The sequence below is a fragment of the Streptomyces sp. NPDC044033 genome (assembly GCF_056434425.1).
Genome location: NZ_JBWKFF010000003.1, coordinates 294,643 through 316,515, shown reverse-complemented (window position 1 = coordinate 316,515; position 21,873 = coordinate 294,643). Strand labels below are relative to the sequence as shown.

Genomic DNA, 21,873 nt, shown 5'->3' with positions numbered 1-21,873 from the left:
TGCGGGCGTACGGCCCGTACGAGCCGTGCCGCTCGTACTCACTCCGCCGGGGGCGCCCCGGGCGGCGTCGGCGGCGCGGCGGTCTCCCGCTTCTCGTCGCCGTGGCCCGGCCACCACGCCGCGTGCCCTATCAGCGCCGTCAGGCTCGGCGTGAACACCAGCGCCATGACGAACGCGGACACCGCGATGCCGAAGGAGAGCGCGAACCCCATCTGGGACAGGGTGGAGTTGCCCGCGAGCATCAGCGTCGCGAAGGTGCCCGCGAGGATCACGCCCGCCGCGGCGATCGTCGGCCCGGAGTGGCGGATGGCGGTGCCCGCCGCGTCGTGCGGGTCGCGGCCCTCGCGGGACTCCTCGCGCAGCCGGGAGACCATCAGGATGTTGTAGTCGGTGCCGAGCGCGACGACGAAGAGGTACATGATCACCGGAAGCATGAACATCAGCCCCGGCTGGCTGCCGATCTGCTGGAAGATGAGCGAGGTCGCGCCGAGCGTCGCGCCGAAGCCGAGGGCGACGGACAGCATCAGATACCAGGGCGCGACGAGGCTGCGCAGCAGCAGCCCCAGAATCACCATGATGCACAGCGCGGCGACGGGGAAGACCACCGAATAGTCGCGGTCCACGGCCTTGTTGATGTCGACGTAGACGGCGGTGATGCCGCCGACGAGCGCCTTCGTGCCCCGTGGGGCGCCGTCGTGCGCGGCCGGCCGCAGCCGGTCCTTCACGGTCGACAGGGCGTTGTCGGAGGCGGGCGGGTTGGACAGCACGACGGAGTAGGAGGCGGTGGAGCGGTCCGGGCTGAGCTTCGGCCCGGACACCGAGCCGACGCCCTTGACCTCGCGCAGGTCCGTACGGAAGGCCGCGGTCTCCGCGGCGCTCAGCGGGCGGTCGCCGTCCGAGGAGAGATAGACGGAGGTGGGGTCGACCGTGCCGGCCGGGAAGCCCTTCTGCATGTCCCGCATCGCCACCATCGACTCCTTGGTCTTCGGCAGCGAGGAGCCGGCGAGGTCGAAGTTGGCCCGGTAGCCGAGCGCGCCGACCGCCAGCCCGCCCATGACCAGGGCCGATATCAGCGCCCAGACGGCGGGGCGGCGGGCGATGGACGTGCCGAGCCGGGTGAAGGCGGCGCCCTTCGGCTCCTGGCGCCACGCCTTCGACGGCCAGAACACCCGGGTGCCCAGCAGGGAGACCACGGCCGGTACGAGCGTGAGCCCGGCCAGCAGCGTCACGAACACCGCGATGGCCAGCGCGGGGCCCATTGACTTGAGCATGCCGAGGGTGGACAGCGCGAGCGCGGCGAAGGCGACGATCACCGCTCCGGCCGCCGAGGCGATGGCCTCGCCGACCCGCTCCACGGCGTGCACCATGCCGCCCTTGGAGTCCTCGCCGGCCCGCAGCGCCTCCCGGTAGCGGAACAGCAGGAAGAGGATGTAGTCGGTGCCGACGCCGAAGAGGACGACGGTCAGCAGCTCCTGGACGGAGCTGTCCGCCTTCATGTCGAACGCCTTGTTGGCGGAGGCGATCAGGCCGGTCGCCATGGGCGAGATGAGGCCGATCAGCACGACGGGCAGCAGCGCGATGATCGGGCTGCGGAAGATGACCAGCAGCAGCACGACGATGATCAGCACCGTGCCGGCGGCCACCAGCATCCCGGCGCGCGCGGAGGAGTCGCTCTCGTCCAGCGCCTGCGCGGCGGAGCCGGTGACGCCCGCCTTGAGGTCCGTACCGCCGAGGTCCGGCTTGAGGTCCTCGCGGAGCTCCTTGACGGCGTCCTGCGGGGATTTGTCGGCGGGGTCGGTCACCTTGGGCATCGCGACCGCGGCGGTCTGCACCCGCTTGTTGGGGGAGAGCGGGCCGGGCGCGATCGAGTCGATGCCCTTGATCTTCTCCTTGTCCATCGCGGTGGCGATCTTCGCGACGGACGCGCTGTCCCGCGCGGTCAGCCGGCCGCCGTCGGAGCGCTGGAAGACGATGATCGCGCCGATGTTCTGCTGCCGGGGGAAGTCCTTCTCCTGGACGTCCGAGGCTCTGATCGACTCGTAGTCGCCGGGCAGGAAGCTCGCCTCGTCGCTGCTGGAGGTGAGCTTGGGGGCGAGCGAGATGACGGCCGCGGCGGCGATGACCCAGGCGAGGATCACCCACCACGGCCGACGGACCACGAAGCGGCCCAGACTTGCGAACATGGAAGCCTCCGCTCGGCCCGACTCGGATCGTCGCGTCCCACCATGATGGGGTGGGGCGGGTGGGTCCGCGACTCGAATCCTGAAGCCGGGGCGGGGGCGGCGGGCGGGGTGACGCGTGGGTGGCGCCTCGGTGTGCTGCGGGTGCCGCCTCGGTGTGGCCTGGGTGTGGCCTGGCTGGGTGGCGCCGCCGCTCGGCCGGGGCCGGTGGTATGGCCCGTCCGGCTGAGCGGCGGGTGTGTCACCTGGTGTGAGCGGCGTGGTGACGGGTGGTGCCGATCAGCTGGTGACGGTGATCTGCGACGCGGGGTCGGTCGTGTCCGTGACGTTGTACGTGGCGTTGAACGTCGAGGTCGTGGAGCTCGTCGGGCAGCCGAAGCCGCCGACGACATGCACCGGTACGGACGCCCCGGAGAAGCCGAGCTTCGACGGTGCGCCGTTGGTCCAGGTGCCGGCGATGTTCGCCGGGGCGGTCGGCGCGGCGGTCACGGTGCAGGAGGCCAGGCCGCTGGTGCTGAGGACGAAGCCGCCGGTGGGGATCGTCAGGCTCGCGGAGGCCGGGGACCCGTTCTGCATGGAGACGGCCCAGTCGCCGCTGGTGGCGATGGAGGCGGTCACGCCGGGGAGGCTGGAGGTGCAGGAGCTGAAGCCGGGCGCGTTGATGGCGTTCGAGACCGGGCCCGAGGGGTTGGTGTTGCCGGGCGCCGCCGGGACCTTGTTGTTGCCGCCGGTGCCGGGCGTGGAACTGGAGACGGAACAGGTCACCGTCACGGAGCCGGCCTTGAAGGTGGCCTTGCCGGTCAGCTTGGCGGCGAAGTAGTGGCCGGCCGGGGTGACGGTGGTCGACGCCGGGGTGATGCCGGTGGCGGGCGCGGGCGCCGCGGCGCCCGCGGTGGCGCCGCCGAGGGTGAACGCGGCGGCGAAGGCCAGCCCGGCCGCCGGGGCCAGCAGGGCGCGGGCGCTTAAGGTCTGACGTCTCATCAGATCTCCTTGAAAGGTGAGGGTTTGCGGAGATTGGTGGGTTCGGCCGAGGCGGTGGCCGGGGTGCCGGTGGGCGGGCCGTCCGCGGGAGGCGCGTCCGTGGGCCGGGTGTCTGTGGGCCGGGTGTCCATGGGCTGGGTGTCCATGGGCTGGGTGTCCCCGGCCGGTGCGGCTCCACCGGGCGCGGCTCCGTGCGGTGCGTCCGGCGGCGCGTCCGCGCTCGGGAGCGGCTGCCAGGCGAAGATCAGGCCGCCGCCGATGATTCCGATCAGCGTGCCGAAGAGGAAGCCGCCGAGGTTGGACATGACCAGCGCGGCGGCGGCGACCATGACCGTGAGGATTCCGGCCAACGACCGGTACTGCGGGGCGAACCAGGCGGCGAGCCCCATCAGGATCATGACCGCGCCCATCAGCACGGACGGAATTCCGGCGATGCCCTGCTGGAGCATGACCTTCAGCGGCGCGAGCGGAATGGCGCAGATCTCGGCGCCCGCGATGATGGCGGCCAGCCCGCCCCAGAAGGGGCGGCCCCGGCGCCACTGCCGCCACCGGTGCCGGATCAGAAGCATTCCTTCTTGCCCTTGGACACGTTCAGGCTCAGGCCGGTGAGCTTGAACGTCGCGGCGTTGGTGGCCCACGCGGTCTGCTTGAGGTCGGTGATGCTGACATCGTCGGCCTGCTGGGCGAACAGGTCCTGAAGGCCCTGCGCGCTGTCCGGTCCCTTGTCGAGCGTCGAGGCGTCGCGGCCGATCTCGATGTTGTTGAACGAGGCGTTGCCCGAGAGCTGGGTCGCGTCGACGAACAGGTCCTTGGCCTCGACGGGCTTGCCGCCGCCGCCCGCGGAGAGCTTCAGGGAGATGTCCCCGATGACGGGCAGGTGCGTGACGACCGACTGGCACAGATTGTGCAGCTCGGCCTTCTTGATGGCGGTCACGGCCACCGGCAGCAGGTCTCCGCGGGCGTTGGTGTCGATGCTGCCGTACTGGGCGAAGCCGTCCCCTTTGAGACTGGTCGCCGATACCTTGAACTGCTGTCCGGACACGGCGAACGACGCCGCCAGTGCCCCATTGGCGAGAGCGATGGCGAGCGCCGCCGTCACCGCGAGTCCGGGCACGGACAGCACGGCGAACCTCCGCCACCTGACCCGCCCCGTGACCTGTCTGCCGTGTGCGTCCTTCATGTCGTGTTGCCCCTTCGATGAGCGTTGCGTAGCGCTGTCGAATCACGTGGGGGAGCGTGGGGGGAGGCATGACCATGGGGTTGAGCTGCTGAACAATATGTAGAGGCCATGCCAACCGTGCGGTATACCCGAGAGTAAGTCCGCCAATGAGCACTGGCAAGGTACGGGTACGGACCGAATTCGCCCGGGGGCGGCGCGGGTTGGGCCCGGTGCACGCACCCCTACACGTAAGCCACCCCGAGCTCCTTGATGCCGTTCAGCCACGCCGACCTCAGCCGCCTCGGCGCCCCCGTCAGGCGGATGTCGGGCAGGGTGTCGGCGATGGCGTTGAAGATGAGGTTGATCTCCAGCACGGCCAGGGACTTGCCCAGGCAGAAGTGCGGGCCGCCGCCGCCGAAGCCCAAGTGGGGGTTGGGGTCCCGGGTGATGTCGAAGTCCTCCGGGCGGTCGAAGACCTCGGGGTCGTTGTTGGCGGAGGCGTAGAAGATGCCCACGCGCTGGCCCTTCTTGATCCGGGCGCCGCCCAGTTCCGTGTCGTGGGTGGCGGTGCGCTGGAAGGAGATGATCGGGGTCGCCCACCGTACGATCTCCTCGGCCGCCGTCGCCGGGCGCTCCCTCTTGTACAGCTCCCACTGCTCGGGGTGGGTGAGGAACGCGTGCATGCCGTGCGAAATGGCGTTGCGCGTCGTCTCGTTGCCCGCGACGGCCAGCAGCAGGACGAAGAAGCCGAACTCGTCCGAGGCGAGGTTGCCCTCGTCCTCGGCGGCGACGAGCTGGCTGACGATGTCCTTGGCCGGGCACTCCTTGCGGGCGGCGGAGAGGTTCATCGCGTACGAGATGAGCTCCATGGCCGCGTTGGCGCCGACCTCCTCGGTGATGGCCAGCTCGGGGTCGTCGTACGCGATCATCTTGTTCGACCAGTCGAAGATCTTGGCCCGTTCGTCCTGCGGTACGCCGATCAGCTCGGCGATGGCCTGGAGCGGCAGTTCGCAGGCGATGTCGGTGACGAAGTCGCCGCGCCCGCTCTCCTTCGCCTCGGCCACGATCGCGCGGGCCCGGTCGCGGAGGGTGTCTTCGAGCGCCCGTATCGCGCGCGGGGTGAAACCGCGCTGGACGATCTGGCGGACCCGGGTGTGCTCGGGCGGGTCCATGTTGAGCATGATCAGTTTCTGTACGTCGATCTGCTCGCGCTGGATGCGCTCGTTGAAGCGGATGATCGAGGTGTTGAGGCCGGCCGAGTAGGTCTCCGGCTTGGTGGAGACCTCCCTGACGTCGGCGTGGCGGGTGACGACCCAGTACCCCTCGTCGTCGAAGCCCGCGATGCCGCGCGGCTGGGCGTTCCACCAGACCGGGGAGGTCTCCCGCAGCCGCGCGAACTCCGGTAGCGGCACCCGCTGGTGGTAGAGGTCGGGGTCGGTGAAGTCGAAGCCTTCGGGTAGTGCGGGGCAGGACATCGGCCACTCCAGGTCTGACGGCCCATCAGAAGTGGGCCCGAAGGTAGTAACGAGTTCTATAGGTCGCAAGGGTCGCGGCGCACTCTGTTGCGGACCCGGCGCGGAAGCGGTGCGTGCACGACCCTTGCGTACCGGGGCCGGCGGTCGTGAGACTGCGTGCAGAACTAGAACGGGTACTAGTTCTTCCGTGGGTGCCGGGACGCCCTGCGGATGCGAGGAGAGGACGAGTCATGGCCGCGGAACCCGTCATCGTCGAAGCCGTACGCACCCCCATCGGCAAGCGCGGGGGAGCGCTCGCCAATCTCCACCCCGCCTACCTGCTGGGCGAGACGTACCGCGAACTCCTGGCCCGTACGGGCATCCAGCCGGACTGCGTCGAGCAGATCGTCGGCGGCACGGTCACGCACGCGGGCGAGCAGTCCATGAACCCGGCGCGCAACGCCTGGCTCGCGATGGGGCTGCCGTACGAGACCGCCGCCACCACCGTGGACTGCCAGTGCGGCTCCTCCCAGCAGGCCAACCACATGGTCGCCAACATGATCGCGGGCGGTGTCATCGACATCGGCATCGGCTGCGGCGTGGAGGCCATGTCGCGGGTGCCGCTGGGCAGCGGGTCCAAGCACGGGCCGGGCAAGCCCTGGCCGGACGAGTGGAATGTGGACCTCCCCAACCAGTTCCAGGCCGCCGAGCGGATCGCGCGGCACCGCGGGCTGACCCGCGAGGACGTCGACGGGCTCGGGCTGACCTCGCAGCGGCGCGCCGCCGCGGCCTGGGCCGAGGAGCGGTTCAAGCGCGAGACCTTCGCGGTCCAGGTGCCCACCACCGAGGAGGAGCAGGCGGCCGGGCAGGGCATGTGGCGGCTCGTCGACCGTGACGAGGGGCTGCGCGACACGAGCATGGAGGCGCTCGGCGGCCTCAAGCCCGTCATGCCGACCGCCGTGCACACGGCCGGGAACTCCTCGCAGATCTCGGACGGCGCGTGCGCCGTGATGTGGGCGTCCAAGCGGATGGCGCGGGCGCTGCGGCTGCGGCCCCGGGCCCGTATCGTCGCCCAGGCGCTGGTCGGCTCCGACCCGCACTTCCATCTCGACGGGCCCATCGACGCGACGCGCGCGGTGCTCGGCAAGGCCGGGATGGCGCTGAACGACATCGACCTCGTGGAGATCAACGAGGCTTTCGCGTCCGTGGTGTTGTCCTGGGGGCGGGTCTTCGAGCAGGGCCTGGAGAAGGTGAACGTGAACGGCGGCGCGATAGCGCTGGGCCACCCGGTCGGCGCCACCGGGGCCCGGCTGATCACCACCGCGCTGCATGAACTGGAGCGCAGGGACAAGGAGTTCGCGCTGATCACGATGTGCGCGGGCGGTGCGCTGGCGACGGGGACGATCATTCAGCGGCTGTGAGGCGGGCGCCAAACGGCCTGAGGGGCTGCCAAACGGCCTGAGGGGCCGGCGTCGGTGACGCCGGCCCCTCAGGGGCGGTGCTGTGCGGCTCCCGGGGGGAGCGGCGCGGTGCGGAGCCCTCCGGCTCAGTACCAGTTGTGGGACTGCCAGAAGGACCAGGCGGCGCACGGGCTGCCGTACGTGGAGTTCATGTACTCCAGACCCCACTTGATCTGGGTCTCCGGGTTGGTCTTGTAGTCCGCGCCGGCCGAGGCCATCTTCGAGGCGGGCAGGGCCTGCACGAGGCCGTAGGCGCCGCTGCCCGCGTTGGTCGCGGTCGGGTTCCAGCCGCTCTCGTGCTCGACGATGTTGCTGAAGCACTGGTACTGCGCGGCGTCCGGGATCAGCTTGTGCGCGGCGGCCTGGGGGCTGCCGGTGGCGGCGCTCGCGGGGGCGGCGGGGGCCGCGGCCTGAGCCGGGACGGAGGCGAAGACGGCGCCGGCCGCGCCCAGCGCCACGGTGGCGGCGGCAGCGGCGGTCTTCGTGCGGGGGGCGATGCGGCTGATGGTGCGGGGTGTCACGGGGGAGGGCCTTCCGTCGGGGGCAGGTGGAAGTGCGATGTGCGCGGCCGGACCGTTGTGCGTTCCGGCGACTCCACCGACAGTGCATCCGAAGGGAAATGTCCGCAATGCCCCCTCTTACTAGTGGAACTCGCACGCAGGGAGGAAGGTCCCGAGAGGCCAAGGACCCGCATCACCGCAGGTGGGAGCCCATTTTCGGGAGACGGTGCGCCGGGGTGAGCCGGTACGAGGCGCGGTCGTAGGTGACGGAGGTCCTTGTGTGGGGGCTCACATTTCGGCGGTCGTACGGCGTGGATGCGTAATACTCCTCTTATGGCTTCAGTTATTACATCTGGCGCGAGACGGGCGGCCGGGGTCACGGTGCGCCGGGCCACCGCCAAGGACGCGAAGCGGCTCACCGGGCTCGTGCGGAACTCCAGCGCCTACCAGGGCCAGTACGCGGACATGGTCGCCGGGTACACCGTGGGCCCCGACTACATCGAGTCCCACCGGGTCTTCCTCGCCGCCGACGGCGCGGGCACGGACGGCAGGGGCGCGAATGGCGGGGGCGCGGACGGCGCGGGCACGGACGGCGCGGGCACGGACGGCAGGGGCGCGAATGGCAGGGGCGCGAATGGCAGGGGCGCGAATGGCGGGGGCGCGGACGGCGCGGGCGCCGTGCTCGGCTTCTACGCGCTGATCGTGGAGCCGCCGGAGCTGGACCTGATGTTCGTGTCCGACGCGGCCCAGGGGCTCGGTATCGGCCGTCTCCTCGTCGAGCACATGACCGCCGAGGCGCGCGCCGCCGGGCTGGAGGGCGTCCGCGTGATCTCGCACCCGCCCGCCGAGGGCTTCTACCGGAGCGTGGGCGCGCGGTGGGTCGGCGTGCTCCCCGCCAATCCGCCCGCGGTGCGGTGGGACCGGCCTGAGCTGGTCTTTCCCATCACCCCCGGTGGCTCCGCCGGCCCCAGTGACCCCATCGGCTCGCGGGAGGTCTGATCCCCTCAGTAGGGGCGGGTGGCCGCGGGGACCGCTGTGACACGGCCTTCGTCGCTGTGCGGAAGGTACTGGCCAAGGCTGGTGGGTCTGCGCTAGGCCCGGCTAGCTTCCCCGCATGGGGACCATCAAGACGCAGTTCAACGTCCGGCTGTCGCAGGAGGCCGCCGACGCGGCCCGGCACGCGGCGACAGACCAGCGCATCAGCCTCAACGAGTACATCGAGCGGCTGATCAACGCCGACACCGACACCAAGCGCGCCGCGTCGCGGCGGGCCGCCGGCCGCTTCATCGCGGAGTGGGGAGAGTTCATCGAGGCCGAGGCGGCCCGGGTGGACGGCGAGGCGCGGCGTGTCGTCCAGGGCTGACGGCACGGGACCGGGCTCGGGCAGCGGCCTGAACGCCGGTTCGCGCACGGGCGCGGAACCCGGCCCCGGCCCCGGCACGGCCCCGGGCCCGTACGCCCGTACCAACGGCGGCGGAGGGCCCGATGTCGACCTCGCCTGGGTGCTGGAGACCGCCGAGGACGCCGGCGCGTACGGCCGGGGACGGGCGCCCGCGGACTTCGGCGTGGGCATCGCCGCCGTGGAGCGGCACCGGGCCGGGCTGCTGGGCCGCCCCGTCTACGGCACCCCCTCCGAGCGCGCCGCCGCCCTCGCGCACGCACTCAGCCTGGACTGGCTGGAGCGCGCCAACACCACCGTCGCCGCCGCGTGCGCCGTGCGCTACCTCAGCGAGTCGGGGCCCGTACGGGTACCCGGCCGGGCCGCGGTCGCCGAACTCGCCCGCGAGCTGCGCAACCCCGCCCGCACGGTACGGACCATCGCCGCCGTCCTGCGCCGCTGGCAGGAGCCCGAGCGGCGGCCCCGCCCCCGCCCCCGCGGCTAGGCCCTGTCGGCGAACTCCACCGGCGCGTCGAAAGCCGCCCTCCGCGTCGCCCTGCGCAGCGCCTTGAGGACCGCGGGCCCGAGCGTGAGCGTCAGCGTGATCGTGACGACCGCGCGGGGCAGGTCCCAGCCGAGCGACGTGGCGAGGCAGTACGCGACGAAGCGGGCCAGGTTGTCGGGGAGCGCGTCGCCCGGGACGAAGGAGACGCCCGAGGTCAGCCCGCCGATGTAGGGCCAGCCCTGGAGGTTCATGACCGTGCCGTAGAGGAGCGAGGCGACGGCCGCGTACGCCGCGAGCATCGCCCACTCGCGCCGGCCGCGCAGCCGGTCGGCGCCCGGCAGCAGCCCCGCGCCCATCGACACCCACCCCATCGACAGCATCTGGAACGGCATCCACGGCCCCACGCCGCCCGTCAGCAGCGCGGACGCGAACATCGACACCGCGCCCAGCACGAAGCCGAAGCCGGGGCCCAGCACCCGGCCGGACAGCACCATCAGGAAGAACATCGGCTCGATGCCCGCCGTGCCCGCGCCCAGCGGCCGCAGGGCCGCGCCCGCCGCCGCCAGGACGCCGAGCATCGCGATGGCCTTGGCGTCCAGACCGGTGTCGGCGATCGTCGCCACGACGACGGCCAGCAGCAGGGGGAGCAGGGCGGCGAAGAGCCAGGGCGCGTCCTTGGAGTGCGCCAGGCCGGAGGCCGAGTCGGCGAGCAGCGGCCACCCGAAGGCGGCCACGCCGATCGCGGAGATCAGCACGAGGGCGGCCACGGAACGCGGGCCGAGACGGATCGCCCTCGCCTGCCGGCCGGCCGTCTCGGCGGCCCGGGACGCGGTCACGCGGTCGGCTCCAGTACGGCGCGCAGCTGCGGGACCGTCAGCCAGGGCAGCGGCGCGAGGACCTTCGAGACCTGCGGGGCGAAGGCGGGGGACGAGACGACGACCTCGGCCGTCGGGCCGTCCGCGACGATCTCCCCGTCGGCGAGGATCACCACCCGGTGCGCCAGCTCGGCGGCCAGCTCGACGTCGTGGGTGGCCAGCACGATCGCGTGGCCGTCCGCCGCCAGGGCGCGCAGGATCTCCACGAGACGGGCCTTGGCCGCGTAGTCCAGGCCGCGCGTCGGCTCGTCCAGGAGGATCAGCGGCGGGCGGGCCGTGAGGACGATCGCCAGCGCGAGCGCGAGCCGCTGGCCCTCGGAGAGATCGCGCGGATGCGTGGAGTCCGCCACGTCCGGGAGCAGCTCGCCGACCAGCGCCCGGCAGGCGCCGGGCGCCGCTCCCGCGTCGTGGTCGGCCGCCTCGCACTCGGCGCGGACGGTGTCCGCGTACAGCAGGTCGCGGGGCTCCTGCGGTACGAGCCCGACGTGGCGCAGCAGCTCGCGCGGGCCGGTGCGGTGCGGGACGAGCCCGCCGACGCGCGCGGTGCCGTTCGCCGGCTCGTGCATGCCGACGAGGGTGCGCAGCAGGGTGGACTTGCCCGCGCCGTTGCGGCCCATCAGCGCGACGGCCTCCCCGGCCCGCACGGTCAGCCCGACGCCGCTGAGCGCCTCGACGCGGCCGCGGCGCACCGCGAGCCCGGCGACGGCGGCCGGCGGCGCCTCGGCGCCGGTGTCCTTGGCCCCCCTGCGGAGGAGACCGACGCCGCGCGGGCGGCGCGCGGCCTCGCCGGGGCCCGGGGCGGCGGCCGGGGGCGCGGGCGGGGTGAGGCCGGCCAGCCGCTCGCGCAGCGGCCCGGCCCTGCGGCGGGCGTCCCGTACGGACAGCGGCAGCGGCGACCAGTCCGCGAGGCGGCCGAGGTCGACCACGGGCGGGCGGACCGGCGAGCGGGCCATGACCTCGGCCGGGTCGCCGACCACGGGCGGCGCGCCGGGGGAGGGGAGCAGGATCACCTGGTCCGCGTACTGCACCACCCGTTCCAGCCGGTGCTCGGCCAGCAGCACCGTGGTGCCCAGGTCGTGGACGAGCCGCTGGAGGACCGCGAGGACCTCCTCGGCGGCGGCCGGGTCGAGCGCGGACGTCGGCTCGTCGAGCACCAGCACCTTGGGGTGGATGGTGAGCACCGAGCCGATGGCGACGCGCTGCTGCTGGCCGCCGGAGAGGGCGGCGATGGGCCGGTCGCGCAGCTCGGCGAGGCCGAGCAGGTCGAGGGTCTCCTCGACGCGGCGGCGCATCACGTCGGGGGCGAGGCCCAGCGACTCCATGCCGTAGGCGAGCTCGTCCTCGACGGTGTCGGTGACGAAGTGGGAGAGCGGGTCCTGGCCGACGGTGCCGACGACGTCGGCCAGCTCGCGCGGTTTGTGGGTGCGGGTGTCGCGGCCCGCGACAGTGACGCGTCCGCGCAGGGTGCCCCCGGTGAAGTGCGGTACGAGCCCGCTCACCGTGCCCAGCAGGGTCGACTTGCCGACACCGGACGGCCCGACCAGCAGCGCCAGCTCCCCCTCGGGCACGGCCAGGTCCACGCCGTGGATCGCGGGCGCGGTCGCGCTGTCGTACGTGACCGACACCTGCTCGAAGCGGATCGCTGCGCTCACTGTCCGGCCTCCTTCGGATACGGGCCGGGCTCGCCGCCCGGGGGGTGCGGGGCGGACGGCGTACGGCGGGGCGGACGACGGGGCGTACGGGCGGGCGCCGGGCCCCGCTGCCCGCCGGACGGCGACCGCGGCATGCGCGGCGGCACCGGTGCGACGAACGCGGGCAGCAGCCCCAGCAGCACCGAGGCCGCGGGCCACAGCGGCAGGTCCGGCGAGGTCAGCGGCACGGCCGGGGGGTGCAGCGGCTGCGCGGCATAGGTACCGGCCCAGATCATCAGGCCCGCCACGGCGACCCCCGAACCCGACACCAGCCAGGCCCGGGCGCCCCACCGGTCGGGGCGGTACCGGCTGCGGACCGAGCGGCGCCCGCCCAGCCACAGGCCGCCCATGGCGGCGGCGAGCCCGGCCAGCAGCACCGGCAGCCCGTACCCCGCGCCCTGCGCGGCCAGCAGCCCGTACGTACCGGCGCACACCCCGAGCAGCCCGCCCAGCGTCAGAGCGGTCGTGGTGTGCCGCACGGCGGGCGGCACCTGGGCGGTACGGCCGTAGCCGCGCGCGTCCATGGCCGCCGCCAGCGCCACCGAGCGCTCCAGCGCGCCCTCCAGCACCGGCAGCCCGACCTGGAGGAGCGCCTTGACGCCGCGGTCGGGGCGGCCGCGCAGCCGGCGGGCGGCGCGCAGCCGCGCCACGTCCGCGACGAGGTTCGGCGCGAACGTCATGGCGACGACGATCGCGACGCCCGCCTCGTACAGCGCGCCCGGCAGGGACTTCAGCAGCCGCGCCGGGTTCGCGAGCGCGTTGGCCGCGCCGACGCAGACGAGCAGGGTCGCGAGCTTGAGCCCGTCGTACAGCGCGAAGACCAGCCCCTCCGCCGTCACCCGGCCGCCGATCCGCACGCCGCGCGCCCAGTCGGGCAGCGGCACCTCGGGGAGGGTGAGGAGGGTGTGCGTACCGGGGATCGGGGAGCCGAGCACGACGGCGAAGACCAGCCGGATCGCCAGGACCAGCAGCCCGAGCTTGAGGAAGGCCCCGTACGAGCGCGCCCACGGCGCGTCCGTGCGCCGCGCCGCCACCACATAGCCCGCGACCCCGACCAGCAGGCACAGCAGCAGCGGGTTGGTGGTGCGGGAGGCGGCGGTGGCGAGCCCGAGCGCCCACAGCCACCAGGCGCCGGGGTGCAGGGCGCTGCTCCGGGACGCCAGGGGGGCGCGGGCGCGGCCCGGGCCCAGGCGGGGGCCGGAGCCGCCGGAGCCGTCGGAGCCGTCGGAGCCGTCGGGGGTGCCCGGACCGCGCCCGGAGCCGGAGAGGGTGCCGGGGCCGTTGGCGTAGCCCGGGCCGCCTTCCGGCCGACCGGGCCCCGGCCGCCTACCCGGCCCGTCCTCCTGGTCCGCCGTCGTCCTGGCGCGGGAGTTCCGCGCTTCGCGCTCGTTCATCCGCGGCGGCGGCGCGCCTGCCACCAGGTGGCGGCGCCGAGGGCGAGGACCGCGGCCACGCCGCCGATCAGCCCGGCCGACGGGCCGCCCCCGCCGTCGTCGTCCTTGTCGGCCGCCGCGGCCGTGCCGCCGGTCGCGGACGGCGCGGGCGTCTTCTTTTCGCCGTCGCCGACCTGCTCGCCGCAGCCCGACTTCGGGTAGCCGTCGATGGCGCACAGCAGCGCCGCCGAGTTGTACCGCAGCGGCTTCGCGACCGCCGCCAGGGCCTCGCTCGCGCTCGCGTCCGTACCGACCCGCGCGCAGGCCGTACGGGCCGGGGGCGGGGTCCGCCCGTCCGGCGCGTCGGCGGCGGTGCCGAAGTCGACGACGAGCGCGACGCGTTTGCTGCCGCCCTTGGCCGGGGTGTTCGCGCAGATCGCGCCGTAGCCGGCGGTCCCGCGCGGCTTCGCCGCCTGCGCGGAGTCCTGGCTGACGGCGAACCGGAAGCCGAGGGTGTCGCCGTCGTCGGGCCGCGCCACCGAGGGCCCCTGCGTGGCGTACGTCCACTTCCCCTGGCCCGCCTGCTCCCAGAAGGACCAGTAGCGGTAGCCCTCCGCGTGCGCGGGCGCGGCGCCCAGGACGGCGAGCGCCCCGGCGAGCAGCGCCGCACCGGACGCCCGGCGCAGGCCGCCCGTCACAGCTTCGGGTTCTTCTTGCGGCCGCTGAGCAGGAAGCCGACGCCGATGCCCGCCACCAGGCAGACGCCCACGAACCACCAGACGCCGAACCCGCTGTCGTCCTTCTTCTTCTCCTTCGTGTCCTTCTTCGACGAGTCCGCGGCCGCTTCCGGCTTCGGGCCCGTCTCGTTCAGCTGCTGTACGAGGTCGCCGCCGACGGCGCGCGGGTCGGTGCCGGACGCCTTGGCCGCCAGGATCAGCTTCGCGAGCTTGCCGGGGTCGCCCTTGGCCCAGGCGGCGGCGCCGTTCTTGTCGTCCCGCAGCCACCCCATGGCCTTGCCCGCGGCGTCGGTGTGGCCGCCCGCCGCGAGGGCGGCGACGGCGTCGGCCGTGGACCCGAAGTCGGGCTTGTCGGACTTGGGGTCCATGGCGGAGGTCAGGTGCTGTCCGTTGCCGGCGAGCTTCGCCGCCAGGTAGGCCGACCCGGCGCCGGCCGCCGCCGTGGCGTCCTGCGCCTTGCCGCCGTCCTTCGCGCAGTCGAGCGGCTTCGGGGCCTTGTCCCCGCCGGGGTGCTCGACCAGATACCCTTTGCCCGACGCGGCCAGCGTCGCCGCCGCGCTCGCGAGGTCGTTGGAGAGCAGCTGCTCCTTCTGCGGCAGATAGGCGAAGGCGCCGCGCTCGCCCTCCTTGGCGTCGCAGCCGAGCTGGAAGGCGAGCAGCGCGTCGTACGGGCTCTTGCCGCCCTTCGCGGTGGCCTTCGCCGGGTCCTGGCCGGCCGCGGCGTACGCGCCGACGGCGGTCGCGGTGGAGTTGGCGTTGCTCGGGTTGCCGGGCTGTGCGCCCCAGCCGCCGTCCTCGTTCTGCGTGGCCTTCAGCCAGTCGAGCCCCTTCTTCACCTCCGCGCCGCGCCCGCCGACCGCCGCGAGCCCCTGCACGGCGGCCGCGGAGGCGTCGGTGAACTCGCCCTTCTTCGCGTCGCACGCCGTGCCGGTGTCGGCCCGGTACCCGGTGAAGCCGCCGTCCGCGCACTGCTGCCCGGCCAGCCAGTCGACGGCCGACTTCGCGGGGGTGACGCCCACCGAGTCCTGCGCGAGGAAGGCCAGCGACTGCCGGAACACGCCGTCGAACTGCGGGTTCGTCTTCCCGTACAGGCCCGGCGCCGTAGGGGACGGCGAATCGGCGAAGGCGGCGGGGGCCGCGGCCGCGCTCAGCAGGGCGGCGGTGGCCAGGGCCGCGGCGCCGCGGCGCACGTGGACGGCGGGGGAGGGGGCCATGGGGTCGGTGCCTCTCGGTGAATGTCACTGCGGTGGGTGGTACACAGCCATGCACGGCCGCCCACCCGCGCGCTGTCGCCAGACCGCGCGGTGGCACCGGGCTCAGCGCCGTATACCTCGACGGTGCCGGTGGCCGGCGGCCGCCGCCAGGCGGACGCGTCCGGCTCCGGGAGCCTGTTCGCCCCGACGCGGGTGCTCCGGCTCGTACGGCCGTACGCGGGTACGGGCCGGACTCACGGTTGCGGGTCAGCGCCGGAGTCGCACCGGCTTTCCCCATGGCGAGGCGGGATGGAGTTGTCCGGAACACTCTAACGGGCGGGCCCTTTCCCCTCCGCTCACGGGCCGCCGGGGCGCTGCGGGGCCCGTACCCCCGCGCCGAGCCCCGCCCGCGCGCTCACACCGCCCGGTAGGTGACCGGGTCGCTGTCCGGCACCGGTTCCGCGTGGCCGAGCTTCACGAGCCGCCGCAGGTGGGCCTCCGCCTCGGAGACGGCGATGTTCCGCGAGGTGTAGGGGATGTCGGCCCAGGGGCGGTTCCACTCCATGGCCACGGCGAGCTGCCAGGGCGTCCTGGGGGCGGCGAGGAGGACGCGCAGGTCGGCGAGGCGCGCCCGGTGGTGGTCGAGGAGTTCGCCGACGCGGCCGGGGGCGTCGGCGAAGGGGTGCTGATGGGCGGGGAGCACCTCGGCGGGGGCGAGGCGGGCGACGCGTTCGAGGGAGGCGAGGTAGTCGCCGAGGGGGTCGATGGGCTCGCCCGCGGCGGTGTCCGGGTCCTCGTACAGGCCGATGTGCGGGGTGATGCCGGGCAGCAGGTGGTCGCCGGAGAAGAGCCGGCCGTGACCGGGGCGGCCGGCGGGGTGGGCCTCTTCGAGGTGGAGGCAGACATGGCCGGGCGTGTGGCCGGGGGTCCAGACGGCGCGCAGCCGGCGGCCGGGGAGGTCGAGCAGCTCGCCCGGTTCGATGGCCCGGTCCGGCAGCGCGGCCCGGTGCCCTGGGAGGGGCCGGGCGCGGCCTTCGGTGAGCGCGGTGGTCAGCGGGGCGAGGTGGTCGTCGGGGGCGCCCGCGGCAACGAGCTTGTCGACGAGGTGGCCGAGCCAGCGGGCGGGTTCCGTCTCCCGGGTGCGGCGCACCACGTCCGTATCGGCGGGGTGCATGGCGATCCACGCGCCCGACGCCTCGCGGACCCGTCCGGAGAGGCCGTGGTGGTCGGGGTGGTGGTGGGTGATGAGCACTCCGCGCAGCTCGCCGACGGCCGTGCCGCACTCCGTGAGCCCGGCGGCGAGTACGTCCCAGGAGGCGGGGTCGTCCCAGCCGGTGTCGATGAGGACGGGGCCGCCGTCGGTGTCGAGGAGGTAGATGAGGGTGTGGCCAAGGGGGTTGTCCGGTATGGGGACCGGGATGGACCAGACCCCGCCTCCGTGGTCCGTCACGTGTGCCATGCCGGGGCCCCTCTCGCCGTGGTTCGCCGCGTCCCGCGTCGGATCCATTGCCCACTATAACTAGAACTGGTATCAGTTCTGATGAAGCGTCAGAACGGTTGCCGGGACCGGCGGCCGTACGGGCAGGGGCCAAGCCAACCCGCGGGAGGCTCACACATGAGCGACCTCATCGAGCACGGACAGCTCTTCATCGGCGGCGAGTTGACCGATCCGGCAGGCCGGGACGTCATCGAGGTCGTCTCGCCGCACACCGAGCAGGTCATCGGCCGGGTGCCGCACGCCTCGCGCGCGGACGTGGACAAGGCGGTCGCCGCCGCCCGTGCCTCCTTCGACTCCGGGATCTGGGCGAACCGGACCCTGGACGAGCGGATCGAGGTCGTCACCCGCGTCAAGGACGCCATCGCCGCGCGCCACGAGGAGCTCGCCCGGCTCATCTCGGCCCAGAACGGATCCCCCTTCTCCTGGAGCGTCCTCGCGCAGGCGCTCGGCGCGATGATGGTCTGGGACTGCGCGATCACCGTCGCGCGCGACTTCCGCTACGAGGAGCGGCGGGCCGGGGTGCTCGGGCCGCTGCTGGTGCGGCGCGAGCCGGTGGGCGTGGTCGCGGCCGTGGTGCCGTGGAACGTGCCGCAGTTCGTGGCCGCGGCGAAGCTCGCGCCCGCCCTGCTCGCCGGGTGCTCGGTGGTGCTCAAGCCGTCGCCGGAGACGCCGCTGGACGCGTATCTGCTGGCCGAGATCGCCGCCGAGGCGGGGCTGCCGCGCGGGGTGCTGTCGGTCCTCCCGGCCGACCGGGAGGTCAGCGAGTACCTGGTCGGGCACCCCGGCGTCGACAAGGTCTCCTTCACCGGGTCGGTCGAGGCCGGCCGGCGCGTCATGGAGGTGGCCGCCCGGAACCTCACCCGCGTCACCCTGGAACTGGGCGGCAAGTCGGCCGCCGTCATCCTGCCGGACGCCGACCTGGAGGCGGCCGTCGCCGGGATCGTGCCCAGCGCCTGGATGAACAACGGGCAGGCGTGCGTGGCCCAGACCCGCGTGCTGGCGCCCCGCGCCCAGTACGACGAGGTCGCGGAGCGCCTAGCCGCCGCCGCGGGCGCGCTCGTGGTGGGCGACCCGCTCGACGCCGCCACCCAGGTCGGGCCGCTCGTCGCGCGACGGCAGCGGCAGCGGTCCCTGGACTACATCGCCATCGGGCAGCGGGAGGGCGCCAAGCTCCTCACGGGCGGCGGACGCCCGGCCGGCCAGGAGACGGGCTGGTACGTGGAGCCGACACTCTTCGGCGACGTCGCCAACTCCATGCGGATCGCCCGTGAGGAGATCTTCGGACCCGTCGTCTGCCTGCTGCCGTACGACGGGGAGGAGGAGGCGGTGCGGATCGCCAACGACTCCGACTACGGACTGTCCGGCAGCGTCTGGACCGCCGACGTCGAGCACGGCATCGACATCGCGCGCCGGGTGCGCACCGGCACGTACTGCGTGAACACCTTCAGCCTCGACATGCTCGGGCCGTTCGGCGGTTACAAGAACTCCGGACTGGGCCGGGAGTTCGGGCCCGAGGGGTTCTCGGAGTACCTGGAGCACAAGATGATCCACCTGCCCGCGGGCTACGGGGACAGCTGATGAGCGACCGCTGGCACGTCGAGGTGGACCGGGGCGTGTGCATCGGCTCCGGCATGTGCGTGGCCGCCGCCCCGGAGGACTTCCGGCTCGACGAGGCCCGCCAGTCGCACCCGGTGGCCGCCGAACGGGACGCCGCGGAATCGGTGCTCGCCGCGGCCGAGGGCTGCCCCGTCGAGGCCATCGCCATCACGGTGGCGGCGAGCGGAGAAGTGGTCTTCCCGCCCGAGGAATAGCTTGTAATAGCGGTTACTTGTGAGTTCCGCACGGCTGTCTCATGACAACCGTGACTGTCAGGCCCCCCCGGCGGCGTGGAAATCTCGATACAACGTCGTCGAGGGGGGTCCGGTGGAGAAGCGGTACGAGGTCTTCTGTCTTGCCGACAAGTACTTCTACGAGACCCCGGACCGACTCTCCGCCGCAGCGCCCGGATCCGGTGGTTCCGGCACGCTCTACGAGGCCGCCCAGCGCGCGGTCCCCCAAGGGTGGCGATCCTTCCTCTCCGGGGACTGGCTCCACGTCAGCCCTGTGACCCCGGAGGGGAAATCCCTGCCGGGCAGGCCCCAGCAGGGCTGGAAGGTCCATGTCTCCGCGTGTCTGGAGAACGCCGAGAAGACCGCCGCGAAGGTGTGGGACTACTGCGTGCCCCGCGCCATTCCCTTCAAGTTCGTACCCGGCCCGCGCCCGCTCCACTTGCGGAACTCCAAGTACGCGCCGCGCGGATCGAGCGGGAAATTCGTCACCATCTACCCGGCCGACGACCGGCAATTCCGCGTCATTCTCGAAGAATTGGGCGCGCTGCTGGCCGGCGAACCCGGCCCGTACATCCTCTCCGACCTGCGCTGGAACGACGGCCCGCTGTACGTCAGATACGGCGGCTTCGCACCCCGCTACTGTCTCGACGCCACCGGCTCCCTCGTCACCGCCATCGAGGACGCCGACGGCCGGCTGATCCCGGACCGCCGGGACCCGGCCTTCCACGTCCCGGACTGGGTGACCCTGCCCGCCTTCCTGGAACCGCAGCTGGCCGCCCGCAACGCCACGACCACCACCGAACTCCCGTACCGCATCGAGCGGGCGCTGCACTTCTCCAACGGCGGCGGGGTCTACGCGGGGCAGTCCACCCGGACCGGCGCGAAGGTGGTGCTCAAGGAGGCGCGGCCGTACGCGGGGCTGGCCGCCGACCGGGCCGACGCCGTCACCCGGCTGGAGCGCGAGAAGACGGCCCTGGAGCGGCTCTCCGGCCTCGGCGTGGCCCCCGAGGTGCGGGACTGGTTCACCCTCGGCGACCACCGCTTCCTGGTGATGGACCACCTTGAGGGCACCACCCTCAACTCGTTCTACGCGCGGCGCCACCCCCTGATCGGCGCCCTGCCGGACCCCGGGGCCGTCGCCGACTACACGCGGTGGGCGCTGCGCATCCACGGTGCGGTCCGGGTGGCCGTCGCCGCCCTGCACAGCCGCGACGTGGTCTTCAACGACCTGCACATGTTCAACATCATGGTCGCCCCCGACGAGGAGTCCGTGATGCTCCTCGACTTCGAGACGGCCGCACACGTCGACGAGAACCACCGGCAGGCCGTCGCCCACCCCGGCTTCATCGCCCCCGCCGACCGCCGGGGCTTCGACGTCGACCGTTACGCGCTCGCGTGTCTGGGCCTCGCGCTGTTCCTGCCGATGACCACGCTGCTGGTGATGGACCGGGACAAGGCGGCGCACCTCGCCACTGTCGCCGCCGCCGAATTCCCGGACGTACCACAGGAGTTCTGGGACGACGCGGTCCGGGAGATCGGGCGCGCCACCGGACCGGCGGAGGCGGCGGCCACGGCCACCGAGCCGGTCACCGGAGAACGCCCGTACCCGAGGAGCGCGGCGGACGTGGCGGAGCGGCTTCACGAAGGGGCATCGGAGCCGGGGGGCTACGAACCCGCGTCGGGGCACGCCGAAACCGCGTCGACGGATACCGAAACGGCGTCGAGGCGCACCGGAACCTCATCGGACCGCCACGAGACCTCATCGGGCCACGCCTCGGGAGCGGACCGCCCCGCCGGGACGCGCCGCGCCGACGTCCCCAGGACCTCCACCGCCTCCGCGGCCCCAGCGGCCTCCGCGCTCTCCGGGGCCTCCGCGGACGGGTATCTGCCCGTCGAGCCCGCCGACTGGCCGCACAGCCGCGACTCCATGGTCCGCGCCATCCTCGCGTCCGCCACCCCCGAGCGCGACGACCGGCTCTTCCCGGGCGACATCTCCCAGTTCGAGGTCGGCGGCGGACTCGGCCTCGCGCACGGCGCCGCCGGGGTGCTGTACGCGCTCGGAGAGGTGGGCGCACCCCGCTACGAGCAGGGCGAGGAGTGGCTGCTGCGCCAGGCCGGCGACCCGCCGCGCGGCGCACCGCTCGGTCTCTACGACGGCCTGCTCGGCGCCGGTTACGTACTCGACCGGCTCGGCCACCCCGAGCCCGCGCTGGATCTCGTCGAGCGGGTGCTCAGCGAGAAGTGGCAGCGGCTGTCCCCCGACCTGAACAGCGGGCTCGCCGGGCTGGGGCTCACCCTCGACCACCTGGCGGCGACCACGGGCGAGGACGCCCTGCGCGTCCGGGCCCTGGAGGTCGCCGAGCTCGCCGCCGCCCGGCTGTCCCAAGGCCGGGAGACCGGGACGCGGGCCCGCGCCGGGCTGCTGCACGGGGCGAGCGGACCGGCCCTGCTCTTCCTGCGGCTGTACGAGCGTACGGGCGACGCGGCCCTGCTGGACCTCGCGGCCGGCGCCCTGCGGCAGGACCTCGCCGGATGCGTGCGCAACGACCGCGGCACCCTGGTCGTCGACGAGGGCTGGCGCACCATGCCCTACCTGGGCGAGGGCAGCGTCGGCATCGGAGCGGTCCTCGACGACTTCGCGGCGCACCGGGCCGACGCGGACTTCGAGTCGGCGAGATCCGCCATCCTGCCCGCCGCGAAGTCGCGCTTCTACGCGCAGCCCGGCCTCTTCCGGGGCCGCGGCGGCTCGGTCCTCCACCTCAGCCGCACCACCGCGGCCGGTGTCGCCCCCGGCGACCTCGCCGCGCAACTGGCCGCCCTCGCCTGGTACGCGGTGCCCTACCAGGGCCACCTCGCCTTCCCCGGCGACCAGATGATGCGCCTGTCGATGGATCTGGCCACCGGCACCGCCGGCTGCCTCCTCGCCGTGGGCGCGGCGCTGCACACCGAGCCCGTAGGGCTCCCCTTCCTCCCGCCCCCGCGGCGGGACCACGAACCGGACCCGGAGACGGGGCCGTAGCAAGGAACCAAGCGGACCCGGAGACGGGGCCGTAGCAAGAG

The 21,873-nt window shown here is 73.5% G+C and carries 19 protein-coding genes; 7 read left to right on the top strand and 12 right to left on the bottom strand.

Features of this window, described 5'->3' with window-relative positions:
* Positions 1-38: 38 nt before the first annotated feature.
* From AC07AB_RS08810 to AC07AB_RS08790, 5 genes are all read right to left on the bottom strand, one after another.
* Complete coding sequence (locus AC07AB_RS08810; RefSeq protein ID WP_478562325.1) at positions 39-2,183, bottom strand: MMPL family transporter; 2,145 nt, start codon at positions 2,181-2,183, stop codon at positions 39-41.
* A 276-nt stretch (positions 2,184-2,459) separates the two neighbouring features.
* Positions 2,460-3,161, bottom strand: coding sequence for a hypothetical protein (locus AC07AB_RS08805; RefSeq protein ID WP_478562322.1), 702 nt, complete (start codon positions 3,159-3,161; stop codon positions 2,460-2,462).
* Positions 3,161-3,730 (bottom strand): DUF6114 domain-containing protein, encoded by a 570-nt coding sequence (locus AC07AB_RS08800; RefSeq protein WP_478562319.1) that lies wholly within the window; start codon positions 3,728-3,730, stop codon positions 3,161-3,163. The genes AC07AB_RS08805 and AC07AB_RS08800 overlap by 1 nt, the downstream gene beginning before the upstream one ends.
* Positions 3,721-4,341 (bottom strand): DUF6230 family protein, encoded by a 621-nt coding sequence (locus AC07AB_RS08795; protein ID WP_478562316.1) that lies wholly within the window; start codon positions 4,339-4,341, stop codon positions 3,721-3,723. The genes AC07AB_RS08800 and AC07AB_RS08795 overlap by 10 nt, the downstream gene beginning before the upstream one ends.
* A gap of 221 nt (positions 4,342-4,562) precedes the next feature.
* The gene (locus AC07AB_RS08790; RefSeq protein ID WP_478562313.1) at positions 4,563-5,795 is read right to left on the bottom strand and encodes a cytochrome P450; all 1,233 of its coding nucleotides are present in this window, start codon (positions 5,793-5,795) and stop codon (positions 4,563-4,565) included.
* A 230-nt stretch (positions 5,796-6,025) separates the two neighbouring features.
* Here AC07AB_RS08790 and AC07AB_RS08785 point away from each other — a divergent pair, with 230 nt between their 5' ends.
* Positions 6,026-7,195 carry a steroid 3-ketoacyl-CoA thiolase gene (locus AC07AB_RS08785; protein ID WP_478562310.1) on the top strand — a complete coding sequence of 390 codons (1,170 nt, stop codon included), beginning with the start codon at positions 6,026-6,028 and terminating at the stop codon, positions 7,193-7,195.
* 125 nt (positions 7,196-7,320) lie between these two features.
* Here AC07AB_RS08785 and AC07AB_RS08780 read toward each other — a convergent pair whose 3' ends face one another.
* On the bottom strand, positions 7,321-7,755 hold the full coding sequence (locus tag AC07AB_RS08780; RefSeq protein WP_478562308.1) for an aggregation-promoting factor C-terminal-like domain-containing protein: 435 nt from the start codon (positions 7,753-7,755) through the stop codon (positions 7,321-7,323).
* 312 nt (positions 7,756-8,067) lie between these two features.
* Here AC07AB_RS08780 and AC07AB_RS08775 point away from each other — a divergent pair, with 312 nt between their 5' ends.
* The 3 genes from AC07AB_RS08775 (at position 8,068) to AC07AB_RS08765 (ending at position 9,617) form a co-directional block, all read left to right on the top strand.
* Positions 8,068-8,733: a GNAT family N-acetyltransferase gene (locus AC07AB_RS08775; RefSeq protein ID WP_478562305.1), complete on the top strand. Its 666-nt coding sequence runs from the start codon at positions 8,068-8,070 to the stop codon at positions 8,731-8,733.
* A 115-nt stretch (positions 8,734-8,848) separates the two neighbouring features.
* A complete protein-coding gene (locus AC07AB_RS08770) occupies positions 8,849-9,097 on the top strand; it encodes a toxin-antitoxin system HicB family antitoxin (protein WP_478562302.1) in 249 nt (82 codons plus the stop codon).
* Complete coding sequence (locus tag AC07AB_RS08765; protein WP_478562299.1) at positions 9,081-9,617, top strand: hypothetical protein; 537 nt, start codon at positions 9,081-9,083, stop codon at positions 9,615-9,617. Before AC07AB_RS08770 ends, AC07AB_RS08765 begins: the two co-directional genes overlap by 17 nt.
* Here the strand turns inward: AC07AB_RS08765 and AC07AB_RS08760 are convergent.
* From AC07AB_RS08760 to AC07AB_RS08735, 6 genes are all read right to left on the bottom strand, one after another.
* Complete coding sequence (locus tag AC07AB_RS08760) at positions 9,614-10,453, bottom strand: ECF transporter S component (protein ID WP_478562296.1); 840 nt, start codon at positions 10,451-10,453, stop codon at positions 9,614-9,616. The two genes, AC07AB_RS08765 and AC07AB_RS08760, sit on opposite strands and share 4 nt — an antisense overlap.
* Positions 10,450-12,144 carry an ABC transporter ATP-binding protein gene (locus AC07AB_RS08755; protein ID WP_478562293.1) on the bottom strand — a complete coding sequence of 565 codons (1,695 nt, stop codon included), beginning with the start codon at positions 12,142-12,144 and terminating at the stop codon, positions 10,450-10,452. The genes AC07AB_RS08760 and AC07AB_RS08755 overlap by 4 nt, the downstream gene beginning before the upstream one ends.
* Positions 12,141-13,577, bottom strand: coding sequence for an energy-coupling factor transporter transmembrane component T (locus AC07AB_RS08750; RefSeq protein WP_478562290.1), 1,437 nt, complete (start codon positions 13,575-13,577; stop codon positions 12,141-12,143). The genes AC07AB_RS08755 and AC07AB_RS08750 overlap by 4 nt, the downstream gene beginning before the upstream one ends.
* Positions 13,574-14,254, bottom strand: coding sequence for an SCO2322 family protein (locus AC07AB_RS08745; RefSeq protein WP_478562287.1), 681 nt, complete (start codon positions 14,252-14,254; stop codon positions 13,574-13,576). The genes AC07AB_RS08750 and AC07AB_RS08745 overlap by 4 nt, the downstream gene beginning before the upstream one ends.
* Positions 14,251-15,507 carry a prenyltransferase/squalene oxidase repeat-containing protein gene (locus AC07AB_RS08740; protein WP_478562284.1) on the bottom strand — a complete coding sequence of 419 codons (1,257 nt, stop codon included), beginning with the start codon at positions 15,505-15,507 and terminating at the stop codon, positions 14,251-14,253. Before AC07AB_RS08740 ends, AC07AB_RS08745 begins: the two co-directional genes overlap by 4 nt.
* A 394-nt stretch (positions 15,508-15,901) precedes the next feature.
* Complete coding sequence (locus AC07AB_RS08735) at positions 15,902-16,945, bottom strand: MBL fold metallo-hydrolase (RefSeq protein WP_478562281.1); 1,044 nt, start codon at positions 16,943-16,945, stop codon at positions 15,902-15,904.
* 156 nt (positions 16,946-17,101) lie between these two features.
* On the opposite strand from AC07AB_RS08735, the gene AC07AB_RS08730 reads away from it, so the two are divergent.
* From AC07AB_RS08730 to lanKC, 3 genes are all read left to right on the top strand, one after another.
* Positions 17,102-18,562, top strand: coding sequence for an aldehyde dehydrogenase (locus tag AC07AB_RS08730; protein ID WP_478562277.1), 1,461 nt, complete (start codon positions 17,102-17,104; stop codon positions 18,560-18,562).
* Positions 18,562-18,795 carry a ferredoxin gene (locus tag AC07AB_RS08725; RefSeq protein ID WP_478562275.1) on the top strand — a complete coding sequence of 78 codons (234 nt, stop codon included), beginning with the start codon at positions 18,562-18,564 and terminating at the stop codon, positions 18,793-18,795. Before AC07AB_RS08730 ends, AC07AB_RS08725 begins: the two co-directional genes overlap by 1 nt.
* Positions 18,796-18,907: 112 nt before the next feature.
* The gene (gene lanKC / locus AC07AB_RS08720; RefSeq protein WP_478562273.1) at positions 18,908-21,832 is read left to right on the top strand and encodes a class III lanthionine synthetase LanKC; all 2,925 of its coding nucleotides are present in this window, start codon (positions 18,908-18,910) and stop codon (positions 21,830-21,832) included.
* The last annotated feature ends 41 nt before the right edge of the window (positions 21,833-21,873 follow it).